Origin of the sequence: Mycolicibacterium aromaticivorans JS19b1 = JCM 16368 (genome assembly GCF_000559085.1) — a bacterium.
Lineage (GTDB): Bacteria > Actinomycetota > Actinomycetes > Mycobacteriales > Mycobacteriaceae > Mycobacterium > Mycobacterium aromaticivorans.
In genome coordinates this window covers 2,572,961-2,590,744 of sequence record NZ_JALN02000001.1, presented here as the reverse complement: position 1 = coordinate 2,590,744, position 17,784 = coordinate 2,572,961, and the positions used below count along the sequence as shown (strand labels likewise).

The 17,784-nt window shown below is 64.3% G+C and carries 11 protein-coding genes; 8 read left to right on the top strand and 3 right to left on the bottom strand.

Features of this window, described 5'->3' with window-relative positions; translation table 11 throughout:
- Window positions 1-97 precede the first annotated feature (97 nt).
- Together Y900_RS12560 and Y900_RS12555 are read left to right on the top strand one after the other, a co-directional pair.
- The gene (locus Y900_RS12560) at window positions 98-544 is read left to right on the top strand and encodes an MmpS family transport accessory protein (protein WP_109751065.1); all 447 of its coding nucleotides are present in this window, start codon (window positions 98-100) and stop codon (window positions 542-544) included.
- The gene (locus tag Y900_RS12555; RefSeq protein WP_036342149.1) at window positions 541-3,417 is read left to right on the top strand and encodes an MMPL/RND family transporter; all 2,877 of its coding nucleotides are present in this window, start codon (window positions 541-543) and stop codon (window positions 3,415-3,417) included. Before Y900_RS12560 ends, Y900_RS12555 begins: the two co-directional genes overlap by 4 nt.
- 132 nt (window positions 3,418-3,549) lie before the next feature.
- Here the strand turns inward: Y900_RS12555 and Y900_RS12550 are convergent, their stop codons facing one another.
- Together Y900_RS12550 and Y900_RS12545 are read right to left on the bottom strand one after the other, a co-directional pair.
- The gene (locus tag Y900_RS12550; protein ID WP_036342148.1) at window positions 3,550-4,029 is read right to left on the bottom strand and encodes a hypothetical protein; all 480 of its coding nucleotides are present in this window, start codon (window positions 4,027-4,029) and stop codon (window positions 3,550-3,552) included.
- Between the two features lie 79 nt (window positions 4,030-4,108).
- A complete protein-coding gene (locus Y900_RS12545) occupies window positions 4,109-6,232 on the bottom strand; it encodes an EAL domain-containing protein (protein WP_036342146.1) in 2,124 nt (707 codons plus the stop codon).
- 347 nt (window positions 6,233-6,579) lie between these two features.
- On the opposite strand from Y900_RS12545, the gene Y900_RS12540 reads away from it, so the two are divergent.
- The 6 genes from Y900_RS12540 (at window position 6,580) to Y900_RS12515 (ending at window position 16,671) form a co-directional block, all read left to right on the top strand.
- Window positions 6,580-7,443 carry a universal stress protein gene (locus tag Y900_RS12540; protein WP_036346570.1) on the top strand — a complete coding sequence of 288 codons (864 nt, stop codon included), beginning with the start codon at window positions 6,580-6,582 and terminating at the stop codon, window positions 7,441-7,443.
- Window positions 7,444-7,456: 13 nt separating this feature from the next.
- On the top strand, window positions 7,457-8,851 hold the full coding sequence (locus Y900_RS12535) for an APC family permease (RefSeq protein ID WP_337588775.1): 1,395 nt from the start codon (window positions 7,457-7,459) through the stop codon (window positions 8,849-8,851).
- A gap of 199 nt (window positions 8,852-9,050) precedes the next feature.
- Window positions 9,051-11,651, top strand: a complete 2,601-nt coding sequence (locus tag Y900_RS12530) for a two-component system response regulator (RefSeq protein WP_109751212.1) — start codon at window positions 9,051-9,053, stop codon at window positions 11,649-11,651.
- Entirely contained in the window at window positions 11,648-15,190 is a 3,543-nt protein-coding gene (locus tag Y900_RS12525; RefSeq protein WP_036342145.1) for a response regulator, read from the top strand. Before Y900_RS12530 ends, Y900_RS12525 begins: the two co-directional genes overlap by 4 nt.
- Window positions 15,183-16,049 (top strand): CheR family methyltransferase, encoded by an 867-nt coding sequence (locus Y900_RS12520; RefSeq protein WP_051660026.1) that lies wholly within the window; start codon window positions 15,183-15,185, stop codon window positions 16,047-16,049. The genes Y900_RS12525 and Y900_RS12520 overlap by 8 nt, the downstream gene beginning before the upstream one ends.
- Window positions 16,036-16,671, top strand: coding sequence for a chemotaxis protein CheB (locus tag Y900_RS12515; RefSeq protein ID WP_051660025.1), 636 nt, complete (start codon window positions 16,036-16,038; stop codon window positions 16,669-16,671). Before Y900_RS12520 ends, Y900_RS12515 begins: the two co-directional genes overlap by 14 nt.
- Here Y900_RS12515 and Y900_RS12510 read toward each other — a convergent pair.
- Window positions 16,664-17,695: a fused (3R)-hydroxyacyl-ACP dehydratase subunits HadA/HadB gene (locus tag Y900_RS12510; RefSeq protein ID WP_036342143.1), complete on the bottom strand. Its 1,032-nt coding sequence runs from the start codon at window positions 17,693-17,695 to the stop codon at window positions 16,664-16,666. The two genes, Y900_RS12515 and Y900_RS12510, sit on opposite strands and share 8 nt — an antisense overlap.
- Between the last annotated feature and the right edge of the window lie 89 nt (window positions 17,696-17,784).

Genomic DNA, 17,784 nt, shown 5'->3' with positions numbered 1-17,784 from the left:
GAGTCCGGTCCGGTACCGTACGGTCAATCTAGTTGATAAGCCCCCTTCGGGAACGTTGTACCGTACGCGCCTGTCGCCGCTCATGAAAGGGTCACGGATGCAGCGGGTTTCGCTCGGCCGGCGGCTCAGCCAACGCTGGATGTTGCTGGTGGCGGTGGTGGTCGTCGCGGTGGCCGGGTTTACTGTGTATCGGCTGCATGGCATCTTCGCCTCTCACGACGTCACCTCTACTCCCAGCGGGGCAGGAAACGACATCGTCCCGTTCAACCCGAAGCACGTGGTGCTTGAGGTCTTCGGCCCGCCAGGCACCGTCGCGACCGTCACCTATCTGGACGTCAACGCGCAGCCGCAACGCGCGGACGCCGTCACGCTGCCGTGGGCGTACGACGCGACCACCACCCAGCCCGCGGTGTTCGTCAACGTCTCCGCTCAGGGTGACAGCGACTGGATCGGCTGCCGCATCAAGATCGATGACGTCGTCAAAGACGAGCGAACTGTGAACACGCTGAACGCGTTCACGTACTGCCTGGACAAGTCGGGATGACCCACCGGATTCCCGACTTCATCCGCCGGTACTCGGTTCTCATCGCGGTGTTCTGGCTGGGCCTCGCGGTGATGACCAATGTTTTCGTCCCGCAGCTCGAAACCGTGGCCGAGTCGCACAACGTCTCACTGAGCCCGCAGGACTCGCCATCGCTGCTGGCCGCCAAACGGATCGGAAAGGTCTTCGGCGAATTCGACTCCGACAGTTCGGCGATGATCGTCCTGGAGGGTGACCAGCCACTCGGAGCCGAAGCCCACCACTACTACGACGGCCTGATCAAGAAGCTGCAGCAGGACACCAAGCACGTTCAGCACATCCAGGACTTCTGGGGTGATCCGCTGACCGCTGCCGGCTCACAGAGCGCGGACGGCAAGGCTGCGCTGGTTCAGCTGTATCTGGCAGGCAACCAGGGTGAGTCGCTGGCCAACGAGTCGGTCGACTCGGTGCGCAACATCGTCAACAACACCCCGCCGCCGCCGGGCCTCAAGGTCTATGTCACCGGTGCCGCGCCTCTGGTGACCGACCAGTTCGAGGTGGGCAGGCACGGCACATTGAAGACCACGCTCATCACCATCGGGGTGATCGCGGTGATGCTGTTCGTCCTGTACCGGCGGCTCACCACGGTGTTCTTCGTGATCTTCACGGTGATGATCGAGCTGACCGCGTCACGCGGGTCGGTGGCCGTGCTCGCGAACGCCGGGATCATCCAACTGTCGACGTATTCGACAAACCTGTTGACGCTGTTGGTGATCGCCGCCGGAACGGACTACGCGATCTTCCTCCTCGGCCGCTTCCACGAGGCACGCTATGTCGGGCAGGACCGAGTCTCGGCGTACAACTCGATGTACCACGGCACCGCGCACATCATCCTGGGATCTGGCCTGACGATCGCCGGCGCAGTGTTGTGCCTGACCTTCACCCGGCTGCCGTACTTCAACAGTCTGGGCGTTCCCGCCGGCATCGGCGTGCTCGTCGCCGTGATCGCAGCGCTGACCCTGGCCCCGGCGCTGTTGGTGATCGGCCGCCACTTCGGCCTGTTCGAGCCCGCCCGCCCGATGCGGACCCAGGGCTGGCGGCGCATCGGCACCGCGATTGTGCGCTGGCCCGGGCCCGTGCTGGTGGTGACGGTCGCGATCGCGCTGATCGGTTTGATCGCGCTGCCCGCCTACAAGACCAGCTACGACGCCCGCGGTTACATGCCGGCCAGCGCGCCGGCGAACGTGGGATACACCGCCGCCGAACGCCATTTCACGCAGGCCCGCCTCAATCCCGAGTTGCTGATGATCGAGACCGACCACGATCTGCGCAACTCCACCGACATGATCCTGTTGGAGCGCGTCGCCAAGGCGGTGTTCCACACCGAGGGCATCGCCCAGGTGCAGTCGATCACCCGCCCGCTCGGTACGCCCTTGGACCACACGTCGATCCCGTTCCAGATCAGCGCCGGAAGTGCCTCGCAGATCAACAATCTGCCGTTCCAGCAGGCTCGCGGAGAGGACCTGCTCAAGCAGGTGGACGTGATCAACAACTCGATCGACATCCTGCGCCAGCAGTATGCGCTGCAACAGCAGTCCAGCGCGGTCACCGACGAGCAGACGAAGGCGTTCCAGGACACCGTCGCCACCGCCCAGGACCTGCGCAACAAGATCGCCAATTTCGACGACTTCTTCCGCCCGCTACGCAGCTACTTTTATTGGGAGCCGCACTGTTACGACATCCCGGCCTGCGCCGCGCTGCGATCGCTGTTCGACGCCTTGGACGGCATCGACGCGCTCACCGATCAGCTGGGCAACGTCGCGGGCAGTATCGCCAAACTCGATGCGCTGCAACCCAAGCTGCTGGCTCTGATTCCGCCGCAGATCGCAAGTCAGCAGACCAACCGCGATCTCACCCTGACCAACTTCGCCACCACCTCGGGAATCAACGACCAGTCGCAAGCGGCACTGCAGAACTCGACCGCACTGGGCCAGGCATACGACGCCTCCAAGACCGACGACTCGTTCTACCTGCCGCCGGAGGCATTCACCAACCCCGAGTTCGTGCGCGGCATGAAGCTGTTCATGTCACCCGATGGCAAGGCCGCACGGATGATCATCACCCATGACGGCGATCCCGCTACGCCGGAAGGTATTTCGCACATCGACGGGATCCGGCACGCTGCGCAGGAAGCTGTCAAGGGCACGCCACTGGCCGGTTCGAAGATCTATCTCGCGGGCACGGCTGCCACCTACAAAGACATCCAGGACGGCGCCGAGTACGACCTCATGATCGCCGGGATCGCGGCGCTGAGCTTGATCCTGCTCGTGATGATGTTCATCACCCGCAGCATCGTCGCCGCGTTCGTGATCGTCGGCACGGTGGCGTTGTCTCTAGGTGCCTCATTCGGGCTGTCCGTGTTGATCTGGCAGGACATCTTCGGCATCCATCTGTTCTGGATCGTGCTGGCGCTGGCCATCATTCTGTTGTTGGCGGTGGGATCGGACTACAACCTGCTGCTCATCTCCCGGTTCAAGGAGGAGATCCACGCCGGCCTGAACACCGGCATCATCCGGGCGATGGCCGGGTCGGGCGCGGTGGTGACCGCGGCCGGTCTGGTGTTCGCCGCGACGATGGCGTCGTTCATCTTCGCCGACTTGCGGATCCTCGGTCAGATCGGGACGACGATCGCGCTGGGTCTGCTGTTCGACACGCTGATTGTGCGGTCCTTCATGACGCCCGCGGTGGCGGCGCTACTCGGTCGATGGTTCTGGTGGCCACTGAAGGTGCGTCCGCGGCCGGCCAGCCAGATGCTGCAGCCCTATGGCACCCGACAATCGGTCCGTCAGTTGTTGCTGTGGGACGACGACGACCCCGCCACCACAGCGCCGAATTGACGACAGTCCACCGGGAACGCCCCCGGTGCGCCGAGTCTGCAATCAGCGCATCTCAGTGCGCTGCGCAGGGTGCACATCCCGCGCTCGGCGCAGACTCGATGCCGGTGAGGGTCGTTGATTGCCCGGCGAAAGTCAGTCGCTACCAACAGAAGTGAGCTGGTCGGTGTCGTCGGTCTCCGACACCGGGATATCGCGAAGTTTGCTTTTCATGCCGGCGACCCGCCGCAGCTGAGCGGCCATGTTCATCGACGTGAGCATCGGGATGCCGCCGATGAACGTTCGAAATGATGGATTGCCGCCGTCGAGGTGCAGCATGAACAAGCAGCCGACCACGTAGAAGAAGCCGATGGTGAACAGAGCCGCGGGGATGGCATAGGCCAGCGGTGATCGAGCGTCGGCTACGAGCTCGCTGGCGTAGTCGAATTCGTCCTGCGACAGCGGCTCTCGCTTGCGAACTTTGGCCAGCACCCTCTTATGGGCACCCACCTGGTCACCCATCGGATGGGATGTTCGGCGCTCCAGGCGGCCGATGTAGACGAATACGCAAGTGGCGAAGACGATCTCCAGTGCAGCGGCAAGAATCGTGAGGTCACCCCAGGGGCCAAGGTTCACGTAGTCGCTCCTCTTCTGCACGCGCGTATACCACAGGAACGTTACCCGATCTAATTAAGGGATGCGGCCTTGCGCCGGCCTAACTGCCCGCGGCGCGCGCTCGGTCACGGCGGCGTTTGTTGTACATGGCCTGGTCGGCATGTTCGAGGACGCCGTCGATCGATCGACCGTCACCGGTGCGGTGGGCGGCGAAGCCGATGGTCAACCGCGCGAGTACCTGCCTACCCTCGGCGACTGTCACCGGACCGCTCTCCAGCTGATCGGTGATTCGATCGGCCAGGCGGGCGAGCTCCCAGTCGTTGACGGAATCGGTGATCACCAGGAATTCGTCACCGCCCCAACGAGCCAGCATGTCGTCATCGTCCACCGCCGCTCGCAGGCGCGCCGCGACCTCGACCAGGAGCCGGTCCCCGGCGCGGTGGCCGTATTGGTCGTTGACGTTCTTGAAGCGCTCGATATCGCAGAACAGGATGCCGTAACCCCGCCCGCTGACGTCGAGCTGTTCTAGCCGGCTCCACCCCGCAGACCGATTGGCGACCCCGGTCAAGGGGTCGGTGGCGGCCTGTCGGGCCAGATCGGCCTCACGGATGCGATCGGCTGTCACGTCCACGATCTGCGATACGAAGTAGCGCGGTTGATCTCGCGGTGCGTTCACGACGACGACGGTCAGCGCGCCCCACACGATACGCCCGTCGGCGGCGACATAGCGTTTGTCGATGCGGTAGGAACGCCGCCGTCCTTCCAGGCATTCGGTGAGAAGTGCGATATCGGCGTCGAGATCGTCGGGGTGGGTGATCTCCTGGAATGTCAGCTCGGCCAGTTCACGTTTGGTATAACCGAGCATGTTCCGCAGGGCGCGGTTGGTGCGCAGAAACGATCCGTCCAGGCCGACGACGGCCATGCCGATCGGCGAGTGAGCGAGTGCGAGTTCAAATCGCCGCTCTCCCAACAGGTCCACCGCGGTCGGCAGGAGGTCGGTGGACGCCGCGGCGGCCGCAGGTGGAAATCCGTGCACGAGAGGGCATGGCCGGCTGAGGTAATAGCCTTGCGCGGAACTGATGCCAACCGAGTGGACGGCATCGAGTTCGCCTTGTGTCTCAACGCCTTCGGCGATCACGGTCGCGCCCATCTGTCCGGCGAGTTCGGCGATGGCGTGCGCCAATCGACGCCGGGCGTCGTCGACGTCGATATGACGGGTGATGGACTGATCGATCTTGACGAATTCCGGACTCAACTCCAGTACGTGCGAGAAGGAGGAAAAGCCGGCGCCGACGTCGTCGACCGCAACCCGCACGCCGCGGGCACGGCACGGCTCGAGCGCGTCATCAAGCGCGCCGTAGTCCAGGACAGCGTCATGCTCGGTGAGCTCCAGGACAATTCGCGCCGGGTCGACATCCGCCAGCATCTGGGCCCACGGAGCGACAAGCGCCGCGGACGGGGAGATGTTCACCGCGACGTACACGTCCTCGGGCAGTTGCGGAAGCATCGAGATGACCCGCGCCACGATCGCGGTCTCCAACTCGATTCCCAAGCCCAGTAGTGCGGCCTGGGCGAGAAATCCGTCCGGACGAAATGGCTCACGGGGGAAGCGGGCCAGCGCCTCCACGCCCACCACCTTGCCGGTCGCCACGTCGTGGACCGATTGGAACACCACTTCGAAGTCGCGTTGATACACCACGCGTCGTATCGACGCGCGCTGCGCGGCGGTGGTGTCCCGGCCGGTGTCCGGGGATTCGATCAGCGTGCCGATGAGCTCGGCGATCTGCTTGACGATGCGCAGGTCCACGTCGGCGAGGTAGGGCTTGGCCTCGCGGCTCACCGCACATACCATCCCGACCGTCCCGCCGCTGCGGTTGAGCACCGGCACACCGACGTAGGCACCCAGCCCGAATTCTCTGGTGATCGGCAGGCCCGCGGTGGTCTGGTTGGCGCTGGTGTCGGGGATGATCCCGGGCAGTCGCCCGTCGATCACGCGCACACAGTAGGAGTCGAACAGGGACGCGCGGTCGCCTGCGGACAGTCCGATCGATTCGGTTTCACCGTCGAGCACCTCGAAGGTCTGCACGCCGTCACGAAAGGAAGACAGCCATGCTGTCTCCAGTCCGAGCCGGTTACGCAGCAGACTCAGCAACGTACGGACCAGTTCGACGGGAAGCTCCGCCCCATGTTCTGCGAGCGGCTCGTCGACCCCGTCGAACCCCATAGCAACCAGTAGACCGCACCACCGGTGAATCTGCACTGGAATACCACCGTCGGAAGCCAGTTTGCCGGGGTGTCGCGACCCGCACCTCGGATTCACCCCGGCGGTGTTGCTGGCCGCGGTCAACATCACCGCCAGGACAGGTGGATCCTCGGTTCGGGTGGCCAGGGGCGCGGCTCGTCGTGCCGCGAAACATCAGTCCGCTGCGGGATTCCGGATCAACCGGTGGTTCGCGCCGTCCGATGTGGACGCTTACCGGACACGGCGGCGGTGCGGTCGATAATCTGCACCTTGCGTTTGCGCGGGATCCCGTGAACGCAACCCGCGCCGCGCCGAAAGAACGGAACGCAGTGAGACTGCTCATCGGATACCTGGCCACCCCTGGCGGCGCCGACGCGTTGGCCCTGGGCGTGCGGTTGGCCAGGACACTCGGCGCCGAGCTGGAGATCTGCTCGGTACTGCCGGTTCCCATTCCCCTTGACTCCGAATACCAAAGCGAGCTGGCCACCCAGGCCAGCCAGTGGCTGCGTGAGGCCCAGAAGTCGGTGCCCGACGATGTCACCGCCCGCATCCACGTGAGCTTTCACGAATCATTCGCCGAGGGCATCAGCCGGGAAGCCGAGCGGCTGGAGGTGGCCGCGATCGTGGTCGGCGGATCGGGTGGCTTTGCCGCCGGATTCTCCTTGGGCTCCGTCGTCAACGAACTGTTGCATTCGGCTCCGGTGCCCGTGGCAGTCGCTCCGCGCGGCACCAGGCACTCCGATGTCGAACGCGTCCGCAGCATCACCTGCGGGGTGGGCACCCGGCCGGGCGCCGAGCATCTGCTCGACCTGGCGGTGCGCGTCAGCACTGCCGCGGGAGTTCCGTTGCGGCTGGTGTCACTCGTCGCACTCGAGCGCTACGGCTCCAGAAGCAAAGTCAGCGCCGAAGGGCCGCGCCGACAGGCGCTCGACCACGCCGCGGCAATCCTGGCGGCCGCCGAGTCGTCGCTGCCCTCCGGGTTTCCGGTCACCGTGGTGGTCGCCGACGGGGCCACGGTCGAGGCGGCGGTGGAGAAGCTCGACTGGCGCGACGGCGATCTCATCATCGTCGGCTCCAGCCGGCTGGCCCAACCGAGACGGCTGTTCCTCGGCTCGACGGCGGCGAAGATGATGCGGGTCCTGCACGTGCCCCTCGTCGTCGTTCCCGGCCCCGACACCGCCACCGACCACTAGGAAGGCAAAGAACTTGTCGCAAAACGCATCTCCGCCGAGATCGCACCTCTCACGGTCGCTCGGATTGTGGGCCGTCGTCGGTCTGGGGTTGGGATACATGACACCGATGACGGTGTTCGACACGTTCGGGATCGTCTCGGGTGAGACGAACGGGGTGGTACCACTCGCCTACATCGTCGCCCTGGTCGCGATGGTGTTCACCGCGATCAGCTACGGGCGGATGACGCGGGTCTACCCGTCGGCGGGTTCGGCCTACACCTACGCCTCGGAGACCATTCACCCCAACTTCGGTTTCGTGGTGGGGTGGTCCTCGCTGCTGGACTATCTGCTGCTTCCGATGGTGAACGCGGTCATCGCGCGCATCTACTTCGAGTCGTTCTTTCCCTCAGCACCGTCATGGGTCTTCGTGCTGGGGTACGTCGCCGCCATCACCGCGCTGAATTACCTGAGTATGAAAGGAACCTCGCGGGTGAACGGAATCCTCGTGGTCTTCCAGGTCGTACTCATCGGTGCGTTTCTGGTGCTGGCGGCGATGGCGCTGAGCAAGGGCGTCGGGGCGGGCACGATCTTCACCCTCGATCCGCTCGCCCACGAAGGTGTCCAGATGCAGGCTGTGGTCGCAGGCGCGACCGTTGTCTGCTTTTCGTTCATCGGCTTCGACGCGATCACGATGTACGCCGAGGAAGCGAAATCACCGGACATCGTGCCACGGGCAATTGTCCTGGCACTGCTCATCGGCGGCGCCATCTTCTTCGCTGCGGCATGGTTCAGCCAGTCGGTGTTCCCGACTCTCGACGGGTTCGAGGTCACCGATGACACGCTGCCCGAGATGGCGCTGAAGGTCGGCGGCATGGTGTTCAAGGTGTTCTTCGTATCAGCCGCTCTGGCCGCGGTAGTGGCGTCGAGCCTCGCGTCGCACGCCAGCGTCGCGAGGATGATCTACGTGATGGGGCGCAACGGCAGGGGACGATTCGGGCGTTTCCTGTCCTACATTCATCCGCGGTTCCTCACCCCTGCCCACGCCGTCCTCATCGTCGGCGTGGTGTCACTGCTCGCGGTGAAATTCACCCTGGAATTCGCCTCGTCGATGATCAACTTCGGCGCCCTCATCGCATTCACGGTGGTGAATCTGACGATCATCGTGCTGTTCGCCTTCCGCCTCAAGCGGCGGCGCACCCCGAAAGAGATCGCCACCAACATCGTGCTGCCGGCCATCGGCATGGCGCTGACGGGGGCACTGTGGGTCAACCTGCATTTCGATGCCCTGCTCTATGGCGGCATCTGGCTGGCCATCGGGATCGCGGTTTTGGTCTACCTGACGAAGGGCTTCCGCGACCAACTGACGATGCGGATCGAAGACGAGACCCTGACCGAGGAAGGTACGCCGGTACCGGACTTCAAGCATTGAGCTTCGGACGCCGCCGGGCCGGGCTGACTCGGCCCCGGCCTGGGCCCGAAATTTGCTGAATTTGCCGATTGTCATCTGCGCCCAGCCTGCGTGGCGGCAAACTGGTGGAACGAATTGTTGTTCACGAAAAGAGTCTGGGGGTGGACGGTCGCGTGCTTGTGCCGGACCTCGCGCGGGAGGGAACATTGATCCTGTGCTGATGGATGGCGTGGTGGAGGGGTCCACGACAACCGAGGGCAAACAGACGGTGCTGGTGGTCGACGACGACGCCCGTCTGCGGGACCTGTTGTGCACTGTGCTGATGCCGCTGGACTGCGAGCTTGTCCAGGCCGGCTCGGGTGAAGAGGCGCTCACGGCGCTGCTTCAGCGCAAGGTGTCCGTGATCGTCCTGGACATCAACATGCCGGGGATGGGCGGATTCGAGACGGCACAACTCATCCGGGAAGCCGACGAGTTGGCCTCGACGCCGATCATCTTTCTCACCGGCCAGGCGGACGATGGGGATCTGGATCGCGGCTACGATCTCGGCGCGGTCGACTTTCTGCTGAAACCGGTTTCCGCGGCGGTGTTGTACGCCAAAGTGAAGGCTTTGCTGGAGCTGGATCGGTCCTTCGCCAGGTTGCGGATCGAGGCAGCGAAGCTGCATGAACAACAACTCCAGATCGCCCGAGCCGCCGAGAGCCGGCAGCGCGAGGAGTTGGCCCTCGCGCGGCGGCGGGCGAGGTTGGCAACCATCTTCACCGAAGGCAGCCTTGATCTGGCCGCGCTGGAGAAGACCATCGTCACCGAGTTGAGCCGCATCTTCTCGGCGGAGTGCCTGCTCCGGGTGCCTGTTCGTGACAACGATTGGCACGACACATTTTCCGATCCGGAGGCGGACCGAACGCCGGAAGCGGTTCAGTCGTGGCTTGCCGAGCAAGTCGTCGGCGCCGTCCGGGGCGTCACACCACACGCGGCGGTATTGGTCGAGGAGTTGATGGCCCGCGGTGAACATGTCGGCTTCGTCTGTGTCGGCCGAACCGATGGCCCCGCCTTCTCCGAAGTCGAAGCGGCGCTGTTCCGGGGGGTCTCGGCGGCGGCCGCCCTCGCGATTTCCAATGCCACCCTGTACCGCGTCCAAGCCGAGTACGCCGCCGTCATGCAGGCCACCGCCGACGCGATCCTCGCCGTGGACGTTTCGGGCGCCATTCGCAGCTGCAACAAAGCCGCGACCGCCCTGTTCAGCGGACACACCGACACCCTGATCGGCCGGTCCATCGTCGACCTTGCCACCGATGCTCACCGAGCGCGATTGCGTGAGCAATTGGACCTCACTCTCGCGACACACCAAGAGGTGTCGATGGAGATGACGTTCGCCGCCGGCACCCGTCGTCCCGTCGATGTCTTGATCACGCTGTCGCCGATCGGTGAATCCGTCGATTTGCACGTCGCGGTCGTGGTTCATGACCTGACCGAGATCAAACAAGCCCAGACGGTGATCAGCCATCTGGCGAGCCACGACCCCCTGACCGATCTGGCCAATCGACGGCAACTCAACGAGCGGCTCGCGGAGCTGTCCCGCTGCCGCGACGGAAAACTCGTGGCGCTGCTGTACATGGACGTCAACAGGTTCAAGTCGGTCAATGACACCTATGGCCATGACACCGGCGACGAATTGCTCGTCGAAGTGGCCGCACGACTTCGGTCGGCCGCCGGGAACGACGCGCTGGTGTGCCGGATCGGCGGCGACGAGTTCATCGTCGTATTCGAGGACGTGCCGTCGGTGGATCATGCTGTCGCAGCGGGGAACCGAATTCTGCAGCGAGTCCAGGGGGAGCCCGTGCGGTGTAAGGCGGTGACACTGCATCCGTCGTTGAGTATGGGTATCTCGTGTCTGGGCGGCAGTGCACGTACGCCGGAAGAGCTGCTGTCCCAAGCCGATATCGCAATGTTCGAGTCCAAGAAGAACCGGTTGGACGAATGCGTGCTCTACACCGACGGGATCGGGTCACGGCACAGGGGGAAAGTGGATCTGCGATCGGAAGTGGCGGGCGCCATCTCCCGATCGGAGTTCCGGATGGCCTATCAGCCCATTGTGAATTCGGTGACCGGAGCGCTTTTCGGCCTCGAGGCGCTGGTGCGGTGGCGCATCGGCGGCGAGGAGATGCCGGCCACCGACATCATCGCGTTGGCCGAGAGCGCCGGACAGATCACCCCGCTGAGCCGCTGGATTCTGATGCGCAGTTTCGACGACTACGCCTCCTTGGGAAGGGACGACCTCAAACTGCACGTCAACCTCTCGACCGACCACGTCCAGGACGGCAGCTTCCTGGACGACCTGATCGGTGCTCAGCGTGACTGCGGGATACCGCCGGAGAACATCTGCCTGGAACTCACCGAACGGACGTTCTACGGTGATCCGGCTCCGGCCTGCGTGGCCTTACGGCACGCTCGCAGCATCGGATTCAACCTTGCAATAGACGATTTCGGTGTCGATCACGCCAGCATGACGAATCTGCTGCATGTTCCCGTCGACTGGCTGAAGATCGACCGCACCTTCGTCGCCGAGGTGCATGACGACCAGCGTGTCCAACGCCTGGTGCGCAGCCAGATCGCCCTTGCCGCGTGCATGCATGTGGATCTGATAGCGGAGGGCGTGGAGAACCAGAAGCAGGCCGACTGGCTCAGGGACGCGGGATGCCTGCTGCAGCAGGGATTCCTGTATGCCCACCCGATCGAGGCGATCGACCTCGACGTCCAGGTCGAGAAGTGGCCGAGGGCGTGGACGATCGGCGATTCCGGTGAGGCAAGGGTGATATGAAGCTTGCGACCCGATTGGCAATCGTGTGCGGATGCGCGCTGCTGGCCGTCATCTTGGCGAACACGCTCTATACCGTTCAATTGCGGCGGATCACCGATCTCTACGAGGAGCGCAGCCAAGCCCGCGATGGCCAGGTCGCCGCACTCGACATCCAACGGGATCTGAAGGCGTTGCTGATCACCCGCGACAGGTTGCTGCTCGCCACTGACCCGGCGCGCCGCGCAGAACTCGACGGCCAGCTCGACAACCTCGGTCAATCGGTCGACACCGAGCTTCGGGCGGCCGCCGAGACCAATGACAACAGCACCATCCGCATGCTGTCCCAACAAGCGTTGGCAACCTGGACGGCATTCCGGTCCGAGCTGCCGAGCACCCAAAATGCGGGAGCTCCAACACTTTCCGACCGAGGGACCGAAGGACAGGTCGCGCTGCTGGAGAGTCAGCTCAGCAACGTCGAGCAGGAGGCGGGCAAGGCCGTCGACAACGCCAACACTCAAGCCGCCAAGGCGGTCACCTTCGCCCGCACCATGCTGTGGATCTTCGCCAGCGCGATCGTCCTGGTATTGGGCATACTGCTGTACTTCACCAGCCGCAACATCCATCGCACCGTGACGCGGGCTGCCGAACAGAACGAAAAGGCCAGGCGCGCCAAGGAGATCCAGGCGAGTCTGATGACCGAGGTGCAGACCGCGACCGACCTGCCGGCTGCGGCGGCGATCATCGTGTCACGAACCGCTCAGGCACTCGACGCCAAGCACGGTGCCCTCTATCTGCGCCAGACGGGCACGGTCGACGAGTTCGCTCTGGTCGCGTCGTATGCCTTCCACCGACGCAAGGATCTGCCGTACTCCTTCAGGCTGGGAGATGGTCTGGTCGGCCAGTGTGCCTTGGAGGGCAATCGGATCGAAGTCACCGGGGCACCGAGCGACTATGTCGAGATCGTCTCGGGGCTGGGTAAAACGGATCCCGTGTCGCTCATCTTGATCCCGATCAAGTCCGAGTCGGAGGTCCACGGCGTTCTCGAGCTGGCCGGCCTGAGGCTGTTCTCCGACGATGATGTCGAACTCGCGGAGAGCATCGCGCTGGGCGCCGGAGTGGCCCTGAGCGCCATCGAGTCGGCGCAGAGGACCAGCGAGTTGTTGCGACTGTCGCAGGCGCAGACCGAGGAGTTGCAAGCACAGGAAGAAGAGCTGCGCACGGCGAACGAGCAATTGACGCAACGCGAGGACCAGCTGTCGGCGCAGAATGCCGAACTGGAGGAGACGACCGAGGAACTGCGTTCCCAGCAGGAGGAGCTCAAGGCGAGTTCGGAACGGCTGGAGACCCAGGCCCAGTCTCTGGAGGCCAAGAACGAAGAGCTCCACCGGCTCAGCCAGACCCTGGAGGCGAAGGCGGAGGAACTCGCTGTCTCGTCGCGGTACAAGTCGGAGTTCCTGGCGAACATGTCGCATGAACTGCGCACACCGCTGAACAGCATTTTGATCCTCGCCGGTCTCCTGGCTGATTCCGAGGATTCGCTCACCGACAAACAGCAGGAGTTCGCCGAGACGATTCAACAGTCCGGCAAGGACCTGTTGAACCTCATCGACGAGGTTCTCGACCTCGCCAAGGTCGAATCCGGATCCCTGCGCCTCGAGCGCGAAGTGATCGTGGTGAGCGACCTCGTCGCCTTCCTCGAGCGCACGTTCCGGCCGATAGCGGAGAACAAGGGCGTCGACTTCCGGGTCGTGGTGAATGACTCTGCCCCAGCACAACTCACCAGCGACTACACGCGTGTGAAACAGATTGCGAAGAATCTGATCGCCAACGCGATCAAGTTCACCGACGAGGGATCGGTGACCGTAGCGCTGTCGGGCACAGGTGACAAAGAGGGCAATCCGGGCAACGGCTATCTCGCGTTGGCCGTCACCGACACCGGGATCGGCATCGACGAGAACGATCATCACCTCATTTTCGAGTCCTTCCAACAGGCAGCCCGGGGCACCACCCGGCAGTACGGCGGCACCGGGCTCGGACTGGCGATCAGCCGGGAACTGGCCCGCAACCTCGGCGGCGAGATCACCCTCCGCAGCGCGCTGGGACAGGGGTCCACGTTCACCTGCCGCCTGCCCGTTGCGGGTCAGCACGGGGCTGACTCCGCGCCGTCCTCGACCCCGACCTCTGAGCTCACGCCGAGCAGCCCGGTCGCCGAACCGGTTGCAACGCGAGTGTCCGGGAACGGCGCCGGGCCGGCCTTAGCCGACACCTCGCCTCGCCAACTCGACGGCGCGTTCGAGCGCATCGGCGCGGTGGACATCTCGGACATCGACTGGCCGCGCGGAACCAAGCCGGTCCTGTTGGTGGTCGAGGACGACCCGACGTTCGCGGGGTTGTTGGTCGAACTGGCCACCGAGGCCGGTTTCGTCGCGGTTGTCACGGCCAGCGGCCGAACGGCTCTGGCACTGGCCAAGGAACGCCAACCCGCCGCGATCACGTTGGACATCGGCCTGCCGGATATGGCCGGCTGGGTGGTCCTCGATGTCCTCAAACATGACCTCGCGACGCGCCATATCCCGGTCAACGTCATCTCGGGCTCCAATGACGACGGCCGCGGTCGGCGGATGGGCGCCATCCACACGCTGAACAAGCCCGCCGACGTCGCCGACCTCCGTTCGATGTTCGGTGCGGTCGCCGAATTCCTCAAGCCCGGACCGCGACATGTACTGGTCGCCGAGGACGACGCCAGCCAGCGTCAGGTCGTCAAGCACATGATCGAGAGCGACGACATCGCGATCACCTGTGTCGGGACCGGTCAGCAGGTGCTGGCCGAATTGGCCGGGCCGACGTCCTACGACTGTCTGGTCCTCGATCTGGGGCTGCCCGACATGGATGGCATCGACCTCATCGAGCGGGTCAAGGACCAGCTCAAGCAGAAGCATCTGCCGGTAATCGTGCACACCGGGCGGGAATTGACGATGGCCGAGACACAGCGCCTCGAAGTGCTCGCCTCCGCGATCGTGTTGAAGAACGCGAAGTCGCCCGAGCGGTTGCTGGATGAAACAGCGTTGTTCCTGCATCGGGTGGCCAACGACATGCCCGACACGGCGCGTGAGATCCTGTCGAACCCGAAGCGGATCGACGAAAGCCTCAAGGGCAACACCGTGTTGCTCGTCGACGACGACGTCCGCAACGTGTTCTCCCTGGGCAGCGCGCTGAAGCGATACGGCATCACGGTGATTCCCGCGCGCAACGGCCAGGAAGGACTCGACAGCCTCGCCGCCCACCCCGAGGTGGGCCTGGTGCTGATGGACATCATGATGCCCGTCATGGACGGGTACGAGGCGATGCGCCGGATCCGAGCTGAATCACGCTGGCGCAGTTTGCCTATCGTGGCGCTGACCGCAAAGGCCATGAAAGGTGACCGGCAGAAATGTCTGGATGCAGGGGCCTCTGACTACGTCACCAAGCCGGTCGACATGGATCAACTCACATCGGTGCTGAGGGTCTGGCTCGGCAGCCGGTTGCGTGGCCAGCAGGGGGCGGCAACCACCAATGAGTGATCCTGCGGAGAATGACCCGGCTCGGTCCAAAGAACTGACGGCGATCGAGGCGGAGGCGTTCTTCTACACGGTCTTCGAGTTCCTCGGCTACGACTTTCGCCACTACACGGACGCGTCGCGCAACAGGCGGCTGATGGCGTTCGTCGATCGCCACTCGCTCGGCAGCATCTCCTCAGCGCAAGACCGGGTGCTTCGCGATCCGACCCTGCTCGCCTCGTTTCTGTCGGCGATGACGGTCAACGTCACCGAGATGTTCCGGGATCCTTTGGTGTTCGCCAAGATCCGCACGGAGGTGCTGCCGAGGCTGGCCACCTATCCCCGAATCCGGATCTGGGTGGCGGGGTGCGCGACGGGGGAGGAGGCGTACTCCGTGGCCATCCTGCTGGATGAGGCCGGCCTGCTGGATCGGTCCACCATCTATGCCACCGATATCGACAGCGAATCGCTACGTGTTGCCGCATCGGCGATCTACCCCGCCGAGACGATGGTGGAAGCGACCCGCAACTACCAGGCCAGTGGGGGTGAAAGGCCGTTCTCGGACTGGTACATCGCCAAGTACGACAGATCTATTCTGAGCCCCACACTGCGGTCCCGACTCGAGTTCTTCTCCCATAATCTGGCTACCGACAGCACATTCGGCGAGTTCCATCTGATCCTGTGCAGAAATGTCTTCATCTATTTCGAGGAGACGTTGCAGCGAAGGGCCGAACGCATGTTCTGGGACAGCCTGGCTCCCTTCGGAAATCTCGTCATCGGTCCACGCGAAGGCCTCACCGTCGACGGGATGAAGTTGTTCAAGGCGCAGGACCGCCGGCTGGGCATTTACGCCAAGAGTCAGAACCAGCGTGCCCGGCCCTGACGTCGTGGTCATCGGCGGCAGCGCCGGCGGCATCAAAGCGTTGCGCGGCGTCTTCGACACCCTCGGCGACGCCCGCGACATCGTGGTGTTGGTGGCACTGCATCGCGCGCCGCAGTATGCGGGACTCGACCGGGTCCTGCAGGGCTACACGGCAATCCCGATTCGGGAGCCGACCGCCAGTCCCTGGGCGTGTTCGCCGGGGGAGGTGACGTTGGCCCCGGCCGCTTATCACCTGCTGGTGGGCAATGACCGGAACCCGTCGACGGAACCGGCGACCCCGGTCGAGCAGTACGAGACAGGCCCCGGTGTGCGCGCCCACCTGACCTTGGACGCACCGCTCCTGCATTCGCGGCCCTCACTTGACGCGTTGTTCTCCAGCGCGGCGCAATTGGTCAATTCGGTTACGGCTGTGCTGCTTTCGTGCGCCAGCGACGACGGGGCCCGGGGCTGCGAAGAGGTGAAGGCCGGCGGCGGCCGCGTTGTTCTCCAGGATCCAGACACATGCGAGGCGGCCGTCGCCGTCAACGCCGCACTGCGCCGGGTGGATCCCGATCACATCGCGGATCCAGCAGACATCGGGCGGTGGCTCTCCGGACTAGACGGCCGACACAGCCTCAGCTGAACCGCACGTTCATCGTCGCCAGACCGAAGATCTTCTTGCCCGCCGACTTCGCGCCGATAAGGACGACACCCGAGCGGGTTTCGGGATCCAGCGACTTGAGCTTGCCGCTGAACTCGATGTCGGCACCCTCCTTGGCCGAGACGACCGCGGGTTGCGACAGCCGCACCGCGAAGCGGGTGACCGCTCCCGGGTCGCCCGACCACACCGAGTGGTATCCGGCGCCGAGGCCCATCGTCAACATGCCGTGAGCGATCACGTCGGGGAGACCCGCCAGCTTGGCGATGTCCTCATCCCAGTGAATCGGGTTGGCGTCGCCGGCCACGCCCGCGTAGTTCACCAGATCGCCGCGGGAGACCCGGGTGTGGTGGGCGGGAAGCTCCTCGCCGACCGCCAGGTCGTCGAACGACCGGGTCCCGGGTGAACGGGTCAGACCGCCGTCCGATATCCGGATCTCGCCGTCGGGGCGCAGTTCCTTCTCGTAATCGGCGTCGTCTCCGCCGATGTCGAGGATGTTCATGTCGTGCATCATCGCGTTCTGAACGGCGATCTTCACGCCCGCGTCGATGTCCTCCGCGGTCACTCCGACGACGGTGGTGTGCAGCGTGTGCACCCGTTCGCCGCGGGTGTCGGTGAACGTGTTGGTGACGGTGATGAAATCGCGTCCCGCCGTCCGACGCACCGAGGTCAACTCGACATCGATCACGAGTTCGTCGCCGGCGACGATCGGGCGGTGCTGTTCGAAGACCTCTTCGGTCTGCAGGTAGGTGTCGTAGCCGACGACGATCGACTCGAACATCCGCCGGTTGCATTGCATGCCCGGTGCCGAGGTGAAGGTCAGCGGGGCGATGACATCTGAATAGCCCAGCTCAGCTGCCGCGGCGACGTCCCAGTGGGCAGGGTGATAGTCCTGCACGGCGCGGGCGTACTCGCGGAGCTTCTCCCGGCCGACGAGGTAGGTGCCGTCCATCCGGTAGTAGTGGCCGACACGCGCTTCAAGCGGCGACGTCTCTGCTGGTGCGGTCATGGATGCTCAACTTTTCTATCGGCTTGTTCACTGAAGCCGACCACAGCACCCTAACGCGCAGTGAACATAGCCTGGCACGCCGATACGAT

Coding starts and splice junctions, on each gene's coding strand:
- Y900_RS12560 (WP_109751065.1), top strand. CDS start 98: ATGCAGCGGGTTTCGCTCGGCCGGCGGCTCAGCCAACGCTGGATGTTG.
- Y900_RS12555 (WP_036342149.1), top strand. CDS start 541: ATGACCCACCGGATTCCCGACTTCATCCGCCGGTACTCGGTTCTCATC.
- Y900_RS12545 (WP_036342146.1), bottom strand. CDS start 6,232: ATGGGGTTCGACGGGGTCGACGAGCCGCTCGCAGAACATGGGGCGGAG.
- Y900_RS12530 (WP_109751212.1), top strand. CDS start 9,051: ATGGATGGCGTGGTGGAGGGGTCCACGACAACCGAGGGCAAACAGACG.
- Y900_RS12525 (WP_036342145.1), top strand. CDS start 11,648: ATGAAGCTTGCGACCCGATTGGCAATCGTGTGCGGATGCGCGCTGCTG.
- Y900_RS12520 (WP_051660026.1), top strand. CDS start 15,183: ATGAGTGATCCTGCGGAGAATGACCCGGCTCGGTCCAAAGAACTGACG.
- Y900_RS12510 (WP_036342143.1), bottom strand. CDS start 17,695: ATGACCGCACCAGCAGAGACGTCGCCGCTTGAAGCGCGTGTCGGCCAC.